The sequence below is a fragment of the Streptomyces sp. NBC_01351 genome (genome assembly GCF_036237315.1).
Lineage (GTDB): Bacteria > Actinomycetota > Actinomycetes > Streptomycetales > Streptomycetaceae > Streptomyces.
The window spans coordinates 961,647-977,462 of record NZ_CP108356.1; the positions used below are offsets into that span (position 1 = coordinate 961,647).

The following is a 15,816-nucleotide window of genomic DNA, read 5'->3' on the forward strand; positions in this document are numbered from 1 at the left end:
CGAGCGGTTCGACGGCTCCCACCCGGCTTCACTAGCCTGGATGCATGCACGGTGATCTGATCACACTGTGCCTCGCCGGCGACGTCATGCTCGGGCGGGGGCTCGACCAGATACTTCCGCATCCCGGTGATCCGGCGCTGGCGGAGGCCTACCTCCGCGACGCCCGCTCCTACGTCGAGCTGGCGGAGGCCGCGAACGGCCCGATCCCCCGGCCGGCCGACTTCTCCTGGCCGTGGGGCGACGCCCTGCGGATGCTCGACCGGGCGGAGCCCGACGCCCTGGTGCTCAACCTGGAGACCAGCGTCACGCGGAGCGACGACTTCGCCCCGGGCAAGGGGATCCACTACCGCATGCATCCCGCCAACCTGCCCTGCCTGATCGCCGCCCGTCCCGACGTGTGCGTCCTGGCGAACAACCACGTCCTCGACTTCGGCCGCCGCGGGCTGGCGGAGACCCTTGACGTGCTGGCGGGCGCCGGGCTCGCCGTGGCGGGGGCGGGACGTGACGCGGACGGGGCCCGGCAACCGGCGGGTGTCCCCGTCGCGGGCGGTCGGCGGATCCTGGTCCACTCCTTCGGCATGCCGTCCAGCGGGATCCCGCCGGACTGGGCCGCCGCCACGGACCGGAGCGGGGTCGACTACGTGGCCGAGGCCTCGGACACCGCGGCGGCCGCGGTGGTCGCCCGGATCCGGGAGGCGAAACGGCCGGGGGACATCTCCGTCGCCTCGATCCACTGGGGTTCCAACTGGGGGTACACCGTCCCCCGCGACCAGGTCCGCTTCGCGCACGCGCTCGTCGACGGCGGCGCCGACGTGGTCCACGGGCACTCCTCGCACCACCCCCGGCCCCTGGAGCTGTACCGGGACAAGCTCATCGCGTACGGCTGCGGCGACCTGGTGAACGACTACGAGGGCATCAGCGGCCACGGGAACTACCGTGACGACCTGCGGCCGCTCTACTTCGCCTCGCTCGATCCCGACAGCGGCGCACTCCGCGAGCTGCTCATCGCCCCCTTCCAGGCCCGGCGGCTGCGGCTCCGCGAGGCGTCGCCGGAGGACTGCCGGTGGCTCGGGAACGTGCTGGGCCGGATCAGCCGCGGCTTCGCCCCGCCCCTCGCGTCCGAGCCGGACGGCACCCTCACCCACCGCCCGCGGATCGCCGGATGAGCCCGTACGGGGGGATTCTGGAACTACCGGAAGCAGCGGCGACCGGAGCGTGAGGAGGCACGTCATGACACACGCCGAGGAGTGGAAGGTGGGCGTCTACCTGACCGAGGAGGACGGCACCACCAAGGCCCGGGCCGTGCTCGACAACGGGAAGACGACGATGGTCGGCCGCGGCAAGGCGCGCTGCAACCCGCAGGACGTGGAGGTCCCCGCGATCGGCGACGAGCTGGCGGCGAGCCGGGCGATGCGCGACCTGGCCGGTCAGCTGATGCGGGCCGCGGACCGGGACCTGGCCGCGGTCGGAGCCGTACCCGACCCGCCGCGCACCGGCTACGGCTGGCCGGACGACACGGGCCCGGCCCGGTAGAACGCTCCGCCCCCCTTCGCCGGAGCCCCGCCGAGCGGCCTCGGCCGTTCCGGCGGGGTGACGAGGTGCGCGGGGCCAGTGGGGTGCGGGGGGGGTGCCGGGGCGGCGGCCGTCCGTCACCGCCCGGTCACACCCTGCGGTCGCGCAGGGCCCCGCCCTCAGCCGGCCGCCCGGCGGGCCGCGACGAGTTCGGCGAACTCCGCGAGCGTGGAGTCCTGGAACTCCTTCTCGTCGATCTTGACGCCCAGCCTGTCCTCCACGGCGATGGCCAGCTCGACGACGAGGAGCGAATCCTCCAGCAGGACGCGCATCGGCGCGTTCGCCCGCACCTCCTCGGCCGGCACTTCGAGCGTCTCGGTGAGCAGTTCGGTGATCACGTCGATGACGGACTCCTGCGCGGAAATGGTCACGGCGCCTCGCATGGAAGAGAAGGAATGGATCTCGTGGTGGAATAGGTATCACGTCGGCCAATTCGCGCAAAACCCGTGACAGGGCCGGTTATTGACGAACCGACACATGAGAGCGGGATTCCTTCATGTCCGAAAGCCTGACCGATTTGCTGGAAGCGGCCGCAGTCGAATTGCGGCTGGTCCGGCGGCTGTTCGGCGAGGCGGGCGAGATCGCGTGGGACCGGGCCCTCGACTGGCTCGTCGACGACTACTTCCGGCTGGACGTCCTGGGCTTGGAGAACGTGCCGGCCGAGGGTCCCGCGGTGCTCGTGGCGAACCACTCCGGCGCCTGGGGACTGGACGCCTTCGTCCTCGTCAAGGTCCTTACCCGCAATCTGCGCCGCTCGCTGCACGTTCCGGCGGCTCCCCTGACGTTCCGCTTCCCGGTGCTCGGCCCGTACGCGCGCAAAATGGGCGCGTTTCCGATCGACCCGACCCTCGGACTGGAACATTTGAACGCGGGGGAACTCGTAGGGGTGTTTCCCGAGGGAATCGCCGGTCTGGAAAATCCCGTTCACGAACGCTACCGGCTGCGCCCCTTCAGCCCCGGATTCGCGGTGACCGCCGTCCGCGCGGGCGCCCCCGTCGTGCCGGTGGCGATCGTCGGCGCCGAGGAGGCGTACCCCAAGCTCGGGGAGATCCCGGCCCTGGCACGCCTCTTCGACCTGCCCTACTTCCCGCTCACCCCGGCGTTCCCGCTGCCCTCGAAGTGGCTCATCACCATCGGCGAGCCGATCGAGGCGCCCGCGCGGCCCGCGTCCCTCGCCGAGCGTTCGGCCGCGGCCCGCACCCTCTGCGCCGAGGCCCAGGCAGCCGTGCAGGGCATGCTCGACCACGAGGTCGGCCGCCGCGACACTCCCTTCTGGTAGGGCGCGCGGCGGCGGCCGGGGCCCGCCCCTCAGCCCTCCAGCCGCTGCGCCGCCCGCCGTACGTCGCCGGCGGCCTTCGCGCACCGGTCCGCGTGCCCCAGGAGCACCATGCGGAAGTGCTCGCCCGCCTCGTCCCCGTTCCAGCCGCCGTTGCCGGCGCAGGCCGCGAGGCTCTCCGCGTGCTGTTCCAGCCGCGCCGCGCTGGCCTGCGCCAACGCCGCGTACGAGGCCGGCGCGTAGCCCGGCGCGGCGACCGGCAGCGCCGTCGGCAGGCCGACCGTGACCCGGGCGTCCCCTGACCGGCCCTCGAGGTCGGTCAGGGCCACGAGCAGCCCGCCCGGTTCGAGGGTGTCCGGCAGCCGGTCCGCGCCGAACCGGGGGGAGATCAGCACCGGGCGGGCCTCCGCCACGACCGTGCGTACGGTCTCCACCGCCACGAGTTCCGCGAAGGAAGCCGACGCGCAGCCCGCGGGGGCCGTGCAGAGGGCTCCGGGCCAGGGCGCCGGGCCGTCCCCGCCCGGAGGCTGCGGCAGCAGTCCGGGGGCGCACAGGATCTCCGTACCGGACCGCACCGCCAGGTCCTGCCAGACGAACGGCGTCCGCACCGGGTGCACGGCGGCGGCCACGGGCGGGTAGCGGCGCAGGGCGATGCCCACGGCCCGATCCGGGGAGTCCGCGGCGCGCGCCGCGAGCAGGGCCAGAGCCCTCAGCGCGGTGCCGGAGGCGGCCTCGGACACCAGGGCGAGGGCGTGCGCGACGACGGGGACCGCGGTGTCGGCGGCCTCGCCCCCGGACCTCAGCCGGCCGGCCAGGGAGGCCGGGTCCGGGTCGGTCAGGTACGGCGCGAGCCGCCGGTCCAGGGCCGCGGACCGGGCCCCGTAGGACCGGCTGTCCACGGCCGCCGTCGCCGCCGCGAGCACCTCGCTCAGCAGGGTGTCCTCGACTCCCGCCGCGCCCACCACCACGCGCCGGGCGAGGCGGAGCATCCCGGCACGCCAGACCTGCCAGTCGAGGGTGCCGTCCCCGCGCCGGGCACCCATCGCCCGGTCCACGTCCTCACGGAGCAGGGCCCGCAGTTCCGCGGCGGACGGGGCCGCGTCCCGGGCGCGGGGCGCGGCGGGGGCGGCGTGCGGGGACAGCCCGTAGCGGCGTCCCCCGGCGTCGAGCCCCGTCGCGGGCCCCAGGGCCCCGGCCAGGTCCCCGTGGGAGAGCAGCGCCGCGGCGTCGTCCGCTGAGAGCGGTACGAGGAAGGACCCGAAGGGGGTGCGCAGCCGGACGGGCCGCCCGGACCGGGTGCGCCTCAGGTGCGCCAGCAGGGCGCGGGTCAGGCCCTCCCGGGTGAGTGCGTCCAGGCCCAGCGCCCGGGCGGGGGCGTCCACCCAGGGCAGCCGCTGGGCGAGCACGGCGGCGCTGAACAGGGCGTTCTCCAGGGGCCAGGCGGTCGCGGGGCCGCGTGCCGTCGTGGTGCCGCGGGCCGTGGTCGTGCCTTGGCCGTCAAGGTGGTCGCAGTCGTCGTGGTGGTCGCGGTCGTCGCGGTGGTCGTCGGTCATGGGTCGGTCCTTCTCCCTCGCGGTCACTTGTCGCGCAGCATGTACGGCTGGTTGCCGGTGATCTCGCCGTCGTAGGCGCCGATCAGCCCGTTGACCCGTTCCCGGTGGTGGGCGATCGGGCCGCGCAGGCTGTCGGAGTACGCCTGCGGGGCGTGCGACAGCGGGTAGTCGTAGGACTCGTCCAGCCAGGACAGTTCGACCCAGTGGGCGGGGATGTCGTTGGGGGAGGCCGGTCCGCGCCCGTCCAGCGTCGGGATCACGTCGTGCTTGTTGACCAGGCTGATCACCCGGGTGGTGTGGTCGGCGGGCCGCTTGCCGTCGATCGGGGAGCCGACCGCGATCACGTGGGTGAGGCGGTAGGTCGCGGAGAACTCCGGGTCCGAGGCCAGGTTCATCCCGGTCAGCCCGCCCAGACTGTGACCGACGATCATGAGCTCGGATCCGGCCGGTACGCCCGCCCGTTCCAGGAGGTTGCGGGCGGCGCGGGTGTAGGTGGTGTCGGTGCGCAGGCAGCCGTCGAAGGCGCCGATCACGTCCTGCGGCGTGCTGTTGCTGAGCAGGGCGAAGCTGGTCCCGGGCAGCAGGAGCACGTGGCGTTCGGCGCCGTCGGCGCACCGGATCCGGCGCAGCAGGGCCAGCCCGTGGTTGCCGAGGGCGCCGATGTCGTTGACGTAGCTGACGACGTCGTTGCGGGAGGTCTCCAGGACCTTCGCCAGGATGGAGTCCGGTTCGGTCCGCTCGGCCCGCCCCGGCCCGGGGTTGAGGAATTTGATCAGCGAACTCGGCAGTCCGAGGAAGGGGTCGGTGGTGGGCACCCCGCCGGACAGGGTGACCCAGGAGAAGCCGTCGTTGACCGGGTTCTCGTCGAGCAGCCCGAGCAGGGCGAGCAGCTCCATCATCACGGGGCTCACGGTGGTGAGGGCGCGGGTGACGCCCAGCCGTTCGACGAGCCCGTGCAGTGCGCGGAGCGCCTCGATCCGGTCCCCGGCGATCATCGCGTCGGTCAGGCGCCTGGCCACCGGCGCGTCCAGGTTCGGGTGCTCGGCCGCGGCCGCCCTGATCCGCAGGGCGAAGGCGTCCACGGCCATCGCCACCTTGGCGGGCCGCCGGTACGTCACGCTCCCGGCCATCCGGGCCAGTTCGCCGACGAGGCCGCCGTTCGCCCCGAATCCGAGGCCTGCCGGGCTGGTCAGGGCCTTGGTGCAGGACATCGCCGCGCCCAGCGCCCAGGCCGGGCGGCGCAGGGCTTCGAGACCGAAGCGCCAGCTGCCGAGTGCGCCGGTCAGTTCCGCGCCCGCCTGCCGCGCCGTGAGCGCCGCGTCCGCGAGCAGCACGGAGGCGGCGATCAGCAACTCGGGGTCGGTCCGGCCCGGTTCCGTCCGGCCGAGGTCGGTCCGGCCCGGTTCCGGCGGGGCCGCGGGCTCGTCGTTCGCGGCGGCCTTCGGCTTCTGCCGCTCGGGAAGGCGCCGTGTCGGTTCGTCGACCGCCTGAGGGGTCACGTCCCCACCTCTCGTCCGTGCCGGTGGCTGCGCGCCGCCCGTGCCCGCTGTGTGCGCTGATCGCGCTGATTTCGCACGCATGGTGGCATCGAACGGGGCCCGTGGAGGGCGACGGCGGCGCCCGTGGCGGGCGCGCGTCCGCGCGGAGCGCCGGGCGTGACCGCGCGCCCGTGGGGCGGGCGGCGGGTGGCGGCTCCGGTGGGACGGGACGGGCCGCCTGGGGTGAGTGCACCGCCCCCGTGTTGACGTGGGGCGATCGGGACGGCCCCCGATGGCCTCCGATGGCCCCGGGACCCGCCCGGTGCTTCACTGGGGGGCATGCCATTCGACCACTACGGTGTGCTGGCCGGGACCCTGTCGCAGCACTTCCGCGACACCCCCGACGACGAGGGTGCGTGGTTCCACGTCAACCTCCGCGTGGACGCTCCGGACGGGCGGTACAAGTGCGCCGTCGACGTGGACAGCCACGACTCGGCGACCGGTGTGCAGTGGCGGTCCTTCACCGTCGACGCCTCGATGCTCGGGCCTGTGGCCGCACTGCCGCAGGGCTACCACGAGCTGGCGCGCACGTCCTCGTCCGGAGCGCTGGACTACCTGCGGCACCCGGCCCTGCGGGACCGCCCGGCGTGGCCCGCGTGGCTGCCGTCGTGGCTGCGGGAGATCCTGGACGGGTGGGTCCGGCCCACGCGCCCCTGGACCTCGGGGTCCAATCTCGACGCCGCCCTCGCGCTCGAACAGATCCTCGTCGTCGGACGGCCGGTCCTCGTCTTCGGCGAGCCGTTCTCCGCGGGCCTGGGCATGCACAACATCCACCAGAACCAGGGCGACCCGTTCGGCAGCCCGTGGTGGGACGAGAACGGCATCTGGCAGGACGGCGCGACGCTGACCCGCCGCCCCGACGGCCGCTACGACGTGTTCCTGAACAGGTTCTCCACCCAGAAGGACCACACGGACTCCGACGGGCACCCGATCTAGCCGAGGAGGCGGTCAGCCGCCGGAGCGGTCAGCCGAGGCGGGCCGGCGAGGAGGCACCCGGGGCCAGTACGCGCGGGCTGCCGCTGCCGTCGGCGGGGACGGTCCACAGGTCCGTGCTCTCGACGGCGCCCTCGGTGGGCAGGGCGTAGGCGAGGGTGCGGTCGTCGAGCCATACGGCCTGGTCGTCCACGCTGTGCTTCTCCGCGAGCGGCTGCTCGCGCAGGGTCCGCAGGTCCAGGACGTGTTCGCGCCACAGCGAAGCCCCCCGCTGCACCCGCTTCTTGTAGGCGACGCGGGTCTCGTCCGGGGACAGGGACGGGCATTCGACGTTCTGCGCGAGGGTGGTGACGCTCCGCCCGGAGATCGACCCCTTGACCAGATGGGTCTGGTTGTTCGTGCCGAGGGTGGCGTAGAAGGTGTCGTCGTCCTTGGAGAAGGTGACGCCCCAGAAGTTCACGTCGGCCGAGCTGTACTTCTTGCCGTCCATGAGGACGGTGAACTTCTCCAGGTCCGGTTCCAGCTGCCAGGTCCTGGTGTCCACGATGGCGGTACGGGTGGAGAAGAACGCGGCGCCGTACGACTCCCCCGCGACGAAGACCGTCCACGCGGCGAACCTGCCGCTCGGGGAGACCCGGGCCCGGCTCGGGGTGCCCGCGAGGGGGAAGCTGCGTACGGTGCGCAGGTCGGCGTCGACGATCAGGGCCTGGTTGTCCTGCGCGAGGGCGCCCGGGGTGGAGCGCAGGCACACGCCGGTGCCCGCGGAGGCGTGGAAGCGCTGACAGCTGAGGTCGGAGGCGGTGCGGTCGCCCCGGGGGTTCTCGGCCGGGACGGAGACGAGGGTGCCGCGGTGCGGGCCCTGGGCGGTGTTGAGCAGGGCCAGCGCGCCCGGGCGGGTGAGCGTGACCTGGCCGGCGGTGACGGCGGGGCCGCCCTGCTGCGGCTGCTCGGCCCGGGCGGCGGCGCGCAGCACCATCGCGGTGGCGGCGCCGCCGAGGAGCAGGACCGCCACGGCGAGGACGAGCAGGCGGCGCTTCGGCGAGAGCGTCATCGGGTGGTTCCTCCCGGGCGTCGGGTCGGGTCGGTACGAGGTGTGGCGCGCGGGTCGCGCAGGACGAAGCCGGCGACGGTCGCGCAGCACAGCAGTCCGGCCGCCGCGGCGGCGAGTGCCGGGCCGGGGCCCCAGAGGGTCCAGGCCCCGCCGAAGGCCAGCGAGCAGGCGACCCGGGCCAGGGCCTGGCCGGTCCCGACGAGTGCCAGGCCGGTGCCCCGCAGGTCCCCGGGGACGGTGGCGGCGACGGCGGCGGGCAGCACCCCGTCGGTGGCCGCGTAGAAGACCCCGTGCAGGGCGAGGACGAGGAAGGGCAGGGCCGGCCAGTCGGGGGCCCACAGCAGGAGCCCGTACGCGGCGAGGAGGAGGGCGTGCCCGGCGAGGAACACGGTGCGCCGCCCGATCCGGTCGGCGAGGGCCCCCGCCGGTACGGCCAGCAGCAGGAACACCGCCGCGGTGCCCAGCGGCAGCAGCGGGAACCAGTGCTCTCCGATCCCGGTGCGGCTCTGCAGGAACAGGTAGAGGAAGGCGTCGCTGACGGTGGTGAGCCCGAGCAGGGCGGCGCAGAGCGCCAGGGCGCGCAGTCTGGGCAGCCTCAGCAGGGCCAGGGCCTCGCGCACGCCGACGGCGGGAGCGGCGGGAGCAGCGGGGGCTGCAGGAACGGCTGGGGCGGCTGGGCCGGCAGCGGCGGCAGGGGCAAGGGGGTCCGTCCTACCCGGGACGAACAGCACGAGCACGACCACGCCGAGCAGGGCCACGCAGGCGCTCACCCCGAAGACTGCGTCGTAGCCGCCGACCGCCGCGCTCAGGATGAAGAAGGCGGCGAGAGGGCCGAGCAGCGCTCCGGTGGTGTCCATCGCCCGGTGCACACCGAAGGCGCGCCCCTGCAGCTCCGGTGGCGTGGACAGGGAGATCAGAGCGTCGCGCGGGGCGGTGCGCAGCCCCTTGCCGGTGCGTTCCAGCGCGAGGACCACCGCCACGGGGCCCGCGCTGTGGGCGAGCAGCAGCAGCGGTTTGCACAGGGCGGACAGGCCGTAGCCGAGCCCGGCGATCAGCTTGTGGTTCCGCACCCGGTCGGCGAGGTGTCCGCCGGTGAGCTGGACGAAGGCGCTGACCCCGTTGTAGACGCCGTCGAGGGCGCCGAAACCGAGGGGGCTCAGGCCGAGCCCGACGATGAGGTAGAGCGGCAGGACGGCGGTGACCATCTCCGAGGAGATGTCGGTGATCAGGCTGACCGTGCCCAGCGCGAAGACGGTGGAAGCCACCGCCGGGGTCCGCCCGGGGCCTGGGCCCGGCGCGGTCTTCGCCCCGGCGGGGGCGGAGCGGTCCGCGAGATACATGGTCAGGCGCTCCCCGTGTCCTGCCGGCTGCTCTCGTCCCGCAGCCAGGTGGAGAAGTCCCCGTCCCGGATGGCCTTGCGGGACCCCCTGCGGGCGGCGAGGGCCGCCACGACGAACACCACCACCTCCGGGAGCAGCCGCGGGTCGGCGCGCAGCAGGGCGCGCAGATCGGCGGTGCCGGTGCGCGCGGACGGCGCCGCGTGCGTCGACTGCGGGGCCTGGGGCTGCTGGGGCTGGGGTGCCTGTGGCGCCTGTGGCGCCTGTACGTGTTCCAGCTCGGCGGAGGAGGTCGCCGCGCGGACCTTCCGCTTGACCAGGTCGGACCAGGTGCGCGGCGGGTGGACGACGACCCGGGCCGACTCGACCACGGTCCGCTCCCCCCGCCCGAAGGCCAGCGACGCGGCCAGGTCGTCGGCCATGAGCGGCGGCAGCGCGGCGATCCGCGCGTGCCCCGCCTCGGTCACGGCGATGACCCCCCGGCCGAACAGCCCCTCGCGGACGGCCGGGAGCCGCTGCCACACCCGGTAGTACGCCCGGACCGGCCAGGCGCAGCCGGCCAGCGGGATGTCCCGGCCGGGGGCGGCGGCGAGGAACTCCGGGGTCCCGTCGAGCGCGGCGACGAGGGCCCGTACGCCGTCGGCGCCGAGGACGACGTCGGCGTCCACGTAGAGCCGGGGGAAACCGCGCGCGTGCTCGTCGCCGACCCGAAGTGCCGTGTGCTTGGAGGGAGTCGGTATGTCGACCACGCGGACGCGCGGGCCGCGCGCGCCCGCCACCTCGGCGGTGTCGTCCGTACAGCCGTTGCACACGACGACGATGTCGCTCCCGTCGGCGCTGTCCGCCAGGAGCGCGTCGAGGAGCCGGCCGATGACCCGGCCCTCGTTGTGGGCCGGGATCACGATGCTGGTCACCCGGGCAGTATGCACGTTCGATCACGGCCGATCATCCGACTCGGGTGATTCCCCCAACTCTCCCCAGTCATAGGCAAGGTGGTCTAGATTGAGCGCGCTGTACGGTCCGGTCGCCTGGGGGAACACGCGGCCGGTCCGGGGGGTGGAAGCACGCGGATATCGCAGCATCGGTTGTGGGGGGCCATCGCCGTTGAACAGGTCACGCACGGGTCGCGCAGGCGACCTCCGGCCTGCCCTCGACGGCACGTCCCCCCATCACACGCGCCCCGGCCACGAGTTGTCGGCACGCCGCTCGGCGTGCGCGGAGGGAAGGGGAACGCTGTGAAGGACACCGCGCGGGAGGCGGGGCGGGCCCCCGTCGCCGCAGGCCGGGAACCCGGGGGCCCGTTAGGCGTTGCCGTGGTCGGCGCGGGCTATTGGGGCCCCAACCTCGTCCGCAACTTCCAGTCCAGTCCGGCGTTCCGGCTGCGCTGGCTGTGCGACCTGAACGTGGACCGGGCCCGGCAGGTCCTCGGCGGGTACTCCACCGTCCAGGCGACATCCGATTACGCGGCCGTCCTCGCGGACCCGGAGGTGGACGCCGTCGCCGTGGCCACCCCCGCCGGGACGCACCTGGACGTGGCACTGGCCGCGCTGCGCGCCGGGAAGCACGTACTCGTGGAGAAGCCCCTCGCGGCCACCTACGAGGACGGACTGAAGCTCGTACGCGAGGCGGAGGAGCGCGGTCTCACGCTTATGTGCGACCACACGTACTGCTACACCCCGGCGGTGGCCCGGATCCGCGACATGGTCCGATCCGGGGAGCTCGGCGACATCCAGTTCGTCGACTCGGTCCGGATCAACCTGGGGCTGGTGCAGAAGGACATCGACGTCCTGTGGGACCTGGCCCCGCACGACCTGTCGGTCCTCGACTTCATCCTCCCCGACCACGTGCAGCCCGTCGCGGTCGCCGCCCACGGAGCCGATCCGATCGGGGCCGGGCAGTCCTGCGTGGCCTATCTGACGCTCCAGCTCAGCACCGGCGCCATCGCGCACGTGCACGTCAACTGGCTGTCCCCGACGAAGGTCCGCACCACCATGGTCGGCGGCTCCAAGCGGACGCTGGTGTGGGACGACCTCAACCCCTCCCAGCGGGTCGCGGTGTTCGACCGCGGGGTGGATCTGACCGCTCCTCAGGAGATCGGCGAGGACGAACGGCGCGACATGCTCGTCTCCTACCGGACCGGCGACATGGTGGCGCCCGCGCTCGGCGAGAAGGAAGCGCTGCGCAGCATGGTCGAGGAGTTCGCCGACGCGGTCCGGACGGGGCGGCCTCCGCTGACCGACGGCCGGGCGGGCCTGAAGGTGCTCGACATTCTGGAAGCGGCCTCGCGGAGCCTGGAGTTCCGTGGCGCGGTGGTCGGACTGCGCACCGGCCGTTGACCGTTGGTGGGACGTTCGTACGACAGACGATGAACAACTCAGTGGGGGCGGGGCGTTGAGCAGCGTACGAGGCAAGAGGATTCTGGTCACCGGCGGGGCGGGGACCATCGGGTCGCACGTGGTGGACCTGCTGGTGGACAACGGGGCGCGCGAGGTCGTCGTACTCGACAACTTCGTCCGGGGGCGTGCCGCGAACCTGGCCCGCGCCCTGCCGAGCGGTGTGGTGGAGGTCGTCGAGGGCGACGTCCGTGACGTGGCCGCCGTGCGCAAGGCCACGGACGGCGCGGACCTGGTGTTCCACCTGGCCGCCATCCGGATCACCCAGTGCGCGGAGGAACCGCGGCTGGCGAACGAGGTACTGGTGGACGGCACGTTCAACGTGCTGGAGGCGGCGGCCGCCGCGGGGGTGGGCAAGGTGATCGCCTCGTCCTCGGCCTCGGTCTACGGGCTGGCGGAGACCTTCCCGACCACCGAGCGCCACCACCCGTACAACAACGACACCTTCTACGGCGCGGCGAAGGCCTTCAACGAGGGGATGCTGCGCAGTTTCCGCGCCATGTACGGGCTGGACTACGTCGCGCTGCGCTACTTCAACGTCTACGGGCCCCGGATGGACATCCACGGGCTGTACACCGAGGTGCTGATCCGCTGGATGGAGCGGATCGTCGCGGGCGAGCCGCCGCTGATCCTGGGCGACGGCACCCAGACCATGGACTTCGTCGACGTCAGGGACATCGCCAGGGCCAATCTGCTGGCCGCCGAATCGGATCTGACCGACGAGGTGTTCAACATCGCGAGCGGCACGGAGACGAGCCTGCTCGACCTCGCGCTCGGCCTGCTGGAGGCGATGGACGCTGACGGCCTGGCGCCGGTGCACGGGCCGGCCCGCGCCGTGAACGGGGTGACCCGGCGGCTCGCGGACACCTCGGTGGCCGCGGAACGCCTCGGCTTCACCGCGGAGATCGACATGCGGAGCGGGCTGCGGGACCTGGTGGACTGGTGGCGGTCGGAGCGCGCCGCCGACGCGGCCGCGACGCGTGGCGAGACCCCTGGCGCGACCGCTGGCGAGACCCGATGAGCGCCGGGGACCGCATCCCCGTGATGGTGCCGTGGCTGGGCGAGGAGGAAGCGCGGGCCGCCGCCGACGCGGTGCTCTCCGGCTGGGTCGCCCAGGGCCCGCGGGTCTCCGAGTTCGAGCGGGCCTTCGCCGAGCGGGTGGGCGCGGAGCACGGCATCGCGGTGAGCTCGTGCACCACCGCCCTACACCTGGCGCTGATCGCGCTGGAGCTGGGCCCGGGCGACGAGGTGGTCGTACCCTCCCTGTCGTTCATCGCGACGGCCAACGCGGTGCGCTACGTGGGCGCGCGGCCGGTCTTCGCGGACGTGGAGGAGGCCACCGGCAACCTGACCCCGGCCACCGTCGACGCGGTCCGCACCCCCCGTACCAAGGCGGTGCTCGCCGTCCACCAGGGCGGGGTGCCCGCGGACGTGCACGCGCTGCGCGCGGCCTGCGCCGACTGGGACCTCTCGCTGGTGGAGGACGCGGCCTGCGGCATCGGCGCGACCGTCGGCGGCAAGTCCGTGGGCCAGGGGGCGCTGCTCGCGGCCTGGTCCTTCCACCCGCGCAAGGTGATCACCACCGGCGAGGGCGGCATGCTGACCACGGACGACGCCGAGTGGGCGCAGCGGCTGCGGCGGCTGCGCGAGCACGGGATGAACGTGTCCGCGGCGGAGCGGCACGCGAGCGGGAAGCCGATCGTCGAGAGCTATCTGGAGGTCGGCTACAACTACCGGATGACCGACATCCAGGCCGCGGTGGGCCTGGTGCAGTTGGGCAAGCTGGACGAGATCGTGGCCCGGCGCCGGGCGCTGGCCGCCCGCTACACGGAGCTGCTGGCCGAGGTCCCCGGGCTCACCCCGGTGCGGGATCCCGGTTACGGCCAGGGCAACTTCCAGTCGTACTGGGTGCTGCCGGCCGAGGACTTCCCGGTCGGCCGGGACGCGCTGCTGGCCGCGCTCGCACAGGCCGGGGTCTCGGCCCGGCGCGGGATCATGGCCTCGCACCTGGAGCCGGCGTACGCGGGCCACGGTTCGGCCCCGCTCCCGGTGACGGAGCGGATCAGCCGGGACTCGCTGATCCTGCCGCTGTTCCACACCATGACGCACGCCCAGCAGGACCGCGTGGTGGCGGTGCTCCGCGAACAGGCGGGCGGATGAGCCCCGGGCGCGCCGACGGGCGGGCCGACGGTCGGACGCACGGCCGGCCGGACACCGAGGACCTGCTGATCGTCGGCGCGGGCGGCTTCGCGCGCGAGACCGCGCAGGCGGTACGGGACGTGGCCGCCGCGGACGTGGCGCGGGGCCGGCCCCCGCGCTGGCGGCTCGCCGGGCACCTCGACGACGACGCCTCCCTGCACGGCCGGGACGTGGACGGTGTGCCGGTGCTGGGGGGCTGCGAGCGGGTGCACGAGCTGTGGGAAGCCCGGGTGGTGGTCTGCGTCGGCAGTCCGCGCGACTACGCGGTCCGCGCCCGGCTGGTGCGGCGCCTGGGGCTGCCCGTGCACCGCTACGCGACGGTGGTCCACCCCACGGCGGTGGTGTCGGACTCCTCGATGCTCGGCGTGGGTTCGGTGTTGCTCGCGCACGTCGTCCTGACCGCCGCCGTCCGGGTCGGGTCGCACGTGGCGGTGATGCCGCAGGTGGTCCTCACCCACGACGACGCCGTGGGGGACTTCGCCACGCTCGCCTCGGGGGCCCGCCTGGGCGGCGGGGTGCGGGTGCGGCGGGGCGCCTATGTGGGTGCGGGTGCGCTGGTCCGGGAGTGCGCCGAGGTGGGCGCCTGGTCCCTGACCGGTATGGGCAGCACCGTCCTGGCGGATGTCCCCGCCGGGGAGGTCTGGGCCGGTACCCCGGCCCGCCGCCTGCGTCAGGCGGCGGGCCCCGCTCTCGCCGAACTGGCCCGCGACGCGGAGGCGCCGGACGGGCCTGCTGCGGACGCGCCGGTGCCCGGACGGGCATCGGCGCACCGCACGGAGAACGGCACCGGCCGGTGGCCGGAGACACGGATCGCCGGAGACACGATGGGGAGTCCAGTCGCATGAACCAGATACCTCTCGTCGACCTCAAGGCGGCGCACGCCGAGGTCGCCGACGAAGTGCGCGCCGGGTTCGACCGGGTGCTGGCCGGCACGGCCTTCATCGGTGGTGAGGAGGTCGCCTCCTTCGAGCGCGAGTACGCCGAGTTCGCCGGGGTCGGGCACTGCGTGGGCGTCGCCAACGGCACCGACGCCCTCGAACTGGCGCTGCGCGCGAGCGGGGTGGGCGCGGGCGACGAGGTGGTGCTGCCCGCCAACACCTTCATCGCCACCGCGGGCGCCGTCGCCCGGATCGGCGCCCGTCCGGTGCTGGTCGACTGCTTCCCCGAGACCCTGCTGATGGACCCGCAGGCCGCGCTCGACGCGGTCGGGAAGGCCACCCGCGCGGTGGTCCCCGTCCACCTGTACGGGCAGTGCGCCGACACGGCCGAACTGGCCGCGCTGCTGCCCCCGTACGCCCGCGTGGTCGAGGACGCGGCGCAGAGCCAGGGCGCGACCCGTCACGGCCGCTCCCCCGGCGGCGGCGGGATCGCCGCGACCAGCTTCTACCCGGGCAAGAACCTGGGCGCCTACGGGGACGCGGGCGCGGTGGTCACCGACGACGCGGAGACGGCCGCGCTGGTGCGGGCGCTGGCCAACCACGGCGGCGTCGCCAAGTACCGGCACGACGTGGCCGGGTTCAACAGCCGGCTCGACGGTCTGCAGGCCGTGGTCCTGCGGGCGAAGCTGGCCCGGCTGGCCGACGGGAACGCGGCCCGGCGGGCCGCCGCCGCCCGCTACGACGCCCTGCTGGCCGGGCTCGCGGCCGCCGGACGGGTCACCCTGCCGGTGACGGCGGAGGGCAACGTCCACGTGTGGCACCTGTACGTCGTACGGGTCGACGGGGCGGACCGGGACGCCGTCGTCGGCAAGCTCAACGCGGAGGGCATCGGCGCGGGCGTGCACTATCCGGCCCCCGTCCACCTCACCCCCGCCTATCGTCACCTCGGGCACGGCCGCGGCGACTTCCCCCACGCCGAGCGGGCCGCCGAGCGGATGCTCTCCCTTCCGCTCTTCCCGCAGATCACCGCTGCCCAACAGCAGCGGGTCGTCGACGCGCTCGCCAACGCCCTGCGCTGACGCAAGA

At 74.1% G+C, this 15,816-nt stretch carries 15 protein-coding genes; 9 read left to right on the plus strand and 6 right to left on the minus strand.

The genetic code is table 11. From position 1 onward, the window contains the following. Positions 1–44: 44 nt before the first annotated feature. Both OG625_RS04615 and OG625_RS04620 read left to right on the plus strand, forming a co-directional pair. Positions 45–1,166 (plus strand): CapA family protein, encoded by a 1,122-nt coding sequence (locus tag OG625_RS04615; protein ID WP_329376775.1) that lies wholly within the window; start codon positions 45–47, stop codon positions 1,164–1,166. A gap of 64 nt (positions 1,167–1,230) precedes the next feature. Then, positions 1,231–1,533 carry a DUF1876 domain-containing protein gene (locus tag OG625_RS04620; protein ID WP_329376776.1) on the plus strand — a complete coding sequence of 101 codons (303 nt, stop codon included), beginning with the start codon at positions 1,231–1,233 and terminating at the stop codon, positions 1,531–1,533. 158 nt (positions 1,534–1,691) lie between these two features. Here OG625_RS04620 and OG625_RS04625 read toward each other — a convergent pair whose 3' ends face one another. Continuing rightward, on the minus strand, positions 1,692–1,943 hold the full coding sequence (locus OG625_RS04625; protein ID WP_329376777.1) for an acyl carrier protein: 252 nt from the start codon (positions 1,941–1,943) through the stop codon (positions 1,692–1,694). 125 nt (positions 1,944–2,068) lie between these two features. On the opposite strand from OG625_RS04625, the gene OG625_RS04630 reads away from it, so the two are divergent. Beyond that, on the plus strand, positions 2,069–2,851 hold the full coding sequence (locus OG625_RS04630) for a lysophospholipid acyltransferase family protein (RefSeq protein WP_329376778.1): 783 nt from the start codon (positions 2,069–2,071) through the stop codon (positions 2,849–2,851). Between the two features lie 29 nt (positions 2,852–2,880). On the opposite strand, the gene OG625_RS04635 is transcribed toward OG625_RS04630, so the two are convergent. Then, the gene (locus OG625_RS04635) at positions 2,881–4,401 is read right to left on the minus strand and encodes a hypothetical protein (protein WP_329376779.1); all 1,521 of its coding nucleotides are present in this window, start codon (positions 4,399–4,401) and stop codon (positions 2,881–2,883) included. Positions 4,402–4,424: 23 nt separating this feature from the next. Beyond that, entirely contained in the window at positions 4,425–5,900 is a 1,476-nt protein-coding gene (locus OG625_RS04640; RefSeq protein ID WP_329376780.1) for a hypothetical protein, read from the minus strand. A gap of 318 nt (positions 5,901–6,218) precedes the next feature. Between OG625_RS04640 and OG625_RS04645 the strand changes: the two genes are divergently transcribed. After that, a complete protein-coding gene (locus OG625_RS04645; RefSeq protein ID WP_329376781.1) occupies positions 6,219–6,875 on the plus strand; it encodes a DUF2278 family protein in 657 nt (218 codons plus the stop codon). A gap of 28 nt (positions 6,876–6,903) precedes the next feature. Here the strand turns inward: OG625_RS04645 and OG625_RS04650 are convergent, their stop codons facing one another. From OG625_RS04650 to OG625_RS04660, 3 genes are read right to left on the minus strand one after another with little or no spacing between them, the layout of a single operon-like run. Further along, positions 6,904–7,923 (minus strand): TolB family protein, encoded by a 1,020-nt coding sequence (locus tag OG625_RS04650; protein ID WP_329376782.1) that lies wholly within the window; start codon positions 7,921–7,923, stop codon positions 6,904–6,906. Beyond that, entirely contained in the window at positions 7,920–9,263 is a 1,344-nt protein-coding gene (locus OG625_RS04655) for an MFS transporter (protein ID WP_329376783.1), read from the minus strand. The genes OG625_RS04650 and OG625_RS04655 overlap by 4 nt, the downstream gene beginning before the upstream one ends. Positions 9,264–9,265: 2 nt before the next feature. Next, positions 9,266–10,174, minus strand: coding sequence for a glycosyltransferase (locus OG625_RS04660; RefSeq protein WP_329376784.1), 909 nt, complete (start codon positions 10,172–10,174; stop codon positions 9,266–9,268). Positions 10,175–10,495: 321 nt separating this feature from the next. Here OG625_RS04660 and OG625_RS04665 point away from each other — a divergent pair, with 321 nt between their 5' ends. Genes OG625_RS04665 through OG625_RS04685 form a run of 5 tightly spaced genes read left to right on the plus strand, consistent with a single transcriptional unit; the run spans position 10,496 to position 15,809 of the window. Next, positions 10,496–11,596 carry a Gfo/Idh/MocA family protein gene (locus OG625_RS04665; RefSeq protein ID WP_329376785.1) on the plus strand — a complete coding sequence of 367 codons (1,101 nt, stop codon included), beginning with the start codon at positions 10,496–10,498 and terminating at the stop codon, positions 11,594–11,596. A gap of 55 nt (positions 11,597–11,651) precedes the next feature. Further along, positions 11,652–12,674: an SDR family NAD(P)-dependent oxidoreductase gene (locus tag OG625_RS04670; protein WP_329376786.1), complete on the plus strand. Its 1,023-nt coding sequence runs from the start codon at positions 11,652–11,654 to the stop codon at positions 12,672–12,674. Continuing rightward, complete coding sequence (locus tag OG625_RS04675) at positions 12,671–13,813, plus strand: DegT/DnrJ/EryC1/StrS family aminotransferase (RefSeq protein WP_329376787.1); 1,143 nt, start codon at positions 12,671–12,673, stop codon at positions 13,811–13,813. The genes OG625_RS04670 and OG625_RS04675 overlap by 4 nt, the downstream gene beginning before the upstream one ends. Then, the gene (locus OG625_RS04680; protein ID WP_329376788.1) at positions 13,810–14,697 is read left to right on the plus strand and encodes an acetyltransferase; all 888 of its coding nucleotides are present in this window, start codon (positions 13,810–13,812) and stop codon (positions 14,695–14,697) included. The genes OG625_RS04675 and OG625_RS04680 overlap by 4 nt, the downstream gene beginning before the upstream one ends. Next, positions 14,694–15,809: a DegT/DnrJ/EryC1/StrS family aminotransferase gene (locus tag OG625_RS04685; protein ID WP_329376789.1), complete on the plus strand. Its 1,116-nt coding sequence runs from the start codon at positions 14,694–14,696 to the stop codon at positions 15,807–15,809. Before OG625_RS04680 ends, OG625_RS04685 begins: the two co-directional genes overlap by 4 nt. Positions 15,810–15,816 lie beyond the last annotated feature (7 nt).

Coding starts and splice junctions, on each gene's coding strand:
- OG625_RS04635 (WP_329376779.1), bottom strand. CDS start 4,401: ATGACCGACGACCACCGCGACGACCGCGACCACCACGACGACTGCGAC.
- OG625_RS04615 (WP_329376775.1), top strand. CDS start 45: ATGCACGGTGATCTGATCACACTGTGCCTCGCCGGCGACGTCATGCTC.
- OG625_RS04620 (WP_329376776.1), top strand. CDS start 1,231: ATGACACACGCCGAGGAGTGGAAGGTGGGCGTCTACCTGACCGAGGAG.
- OG625_RS04630 (WP_329376778.1), top strand. CDS start 2,069: ATGTCCGAAAGCCTGACCGATTTGCTGGAAGCGGCCGCAGTCGAATTG.
- OG625_RS04655 (WP_329376783.1), bottom strand. CDS start 9,263: ATGTATCTCGCGGACCGCTCCGCCCCCGCCGGGGCGAAGACCGCGCCG.
- OG625_RS04650 (WP_329376782.1), bottom strand. CDS start 7,923: ATGACGCTCTCGCCGAAGCGCCGCCTGCTCGTCCTCGCCGTGGCGGTC.
- OG625_RS04685 (WP_329376789.1), top strand. CDS start 14,694: ATGAACCAGATACCTCTCGTCGACCTCAAGGCGGCGCACGCCGAGGTC.
- OG625_RS04675 (WP_329376787.1), top strand. CDS start 12,671: ATGAGCGCCGGGGACCGCATCCCCGTGATGGTGCCGTGGCTGGGCGAG.
- OG625_RS04680 (WP_329376788.1), top strand. CDS start 13,810: ATGAGCCCCGGGCGCGCCGACGGGCGGGCCGACGGTCGGACGCACGGC.
- OG625_RS04645 (WP_329376781.1), top strand. CDS start 6,219: ATGCCATTCGACCACTACGGTGTGCTGGCCGGGACCCTGTCGCAGCAC.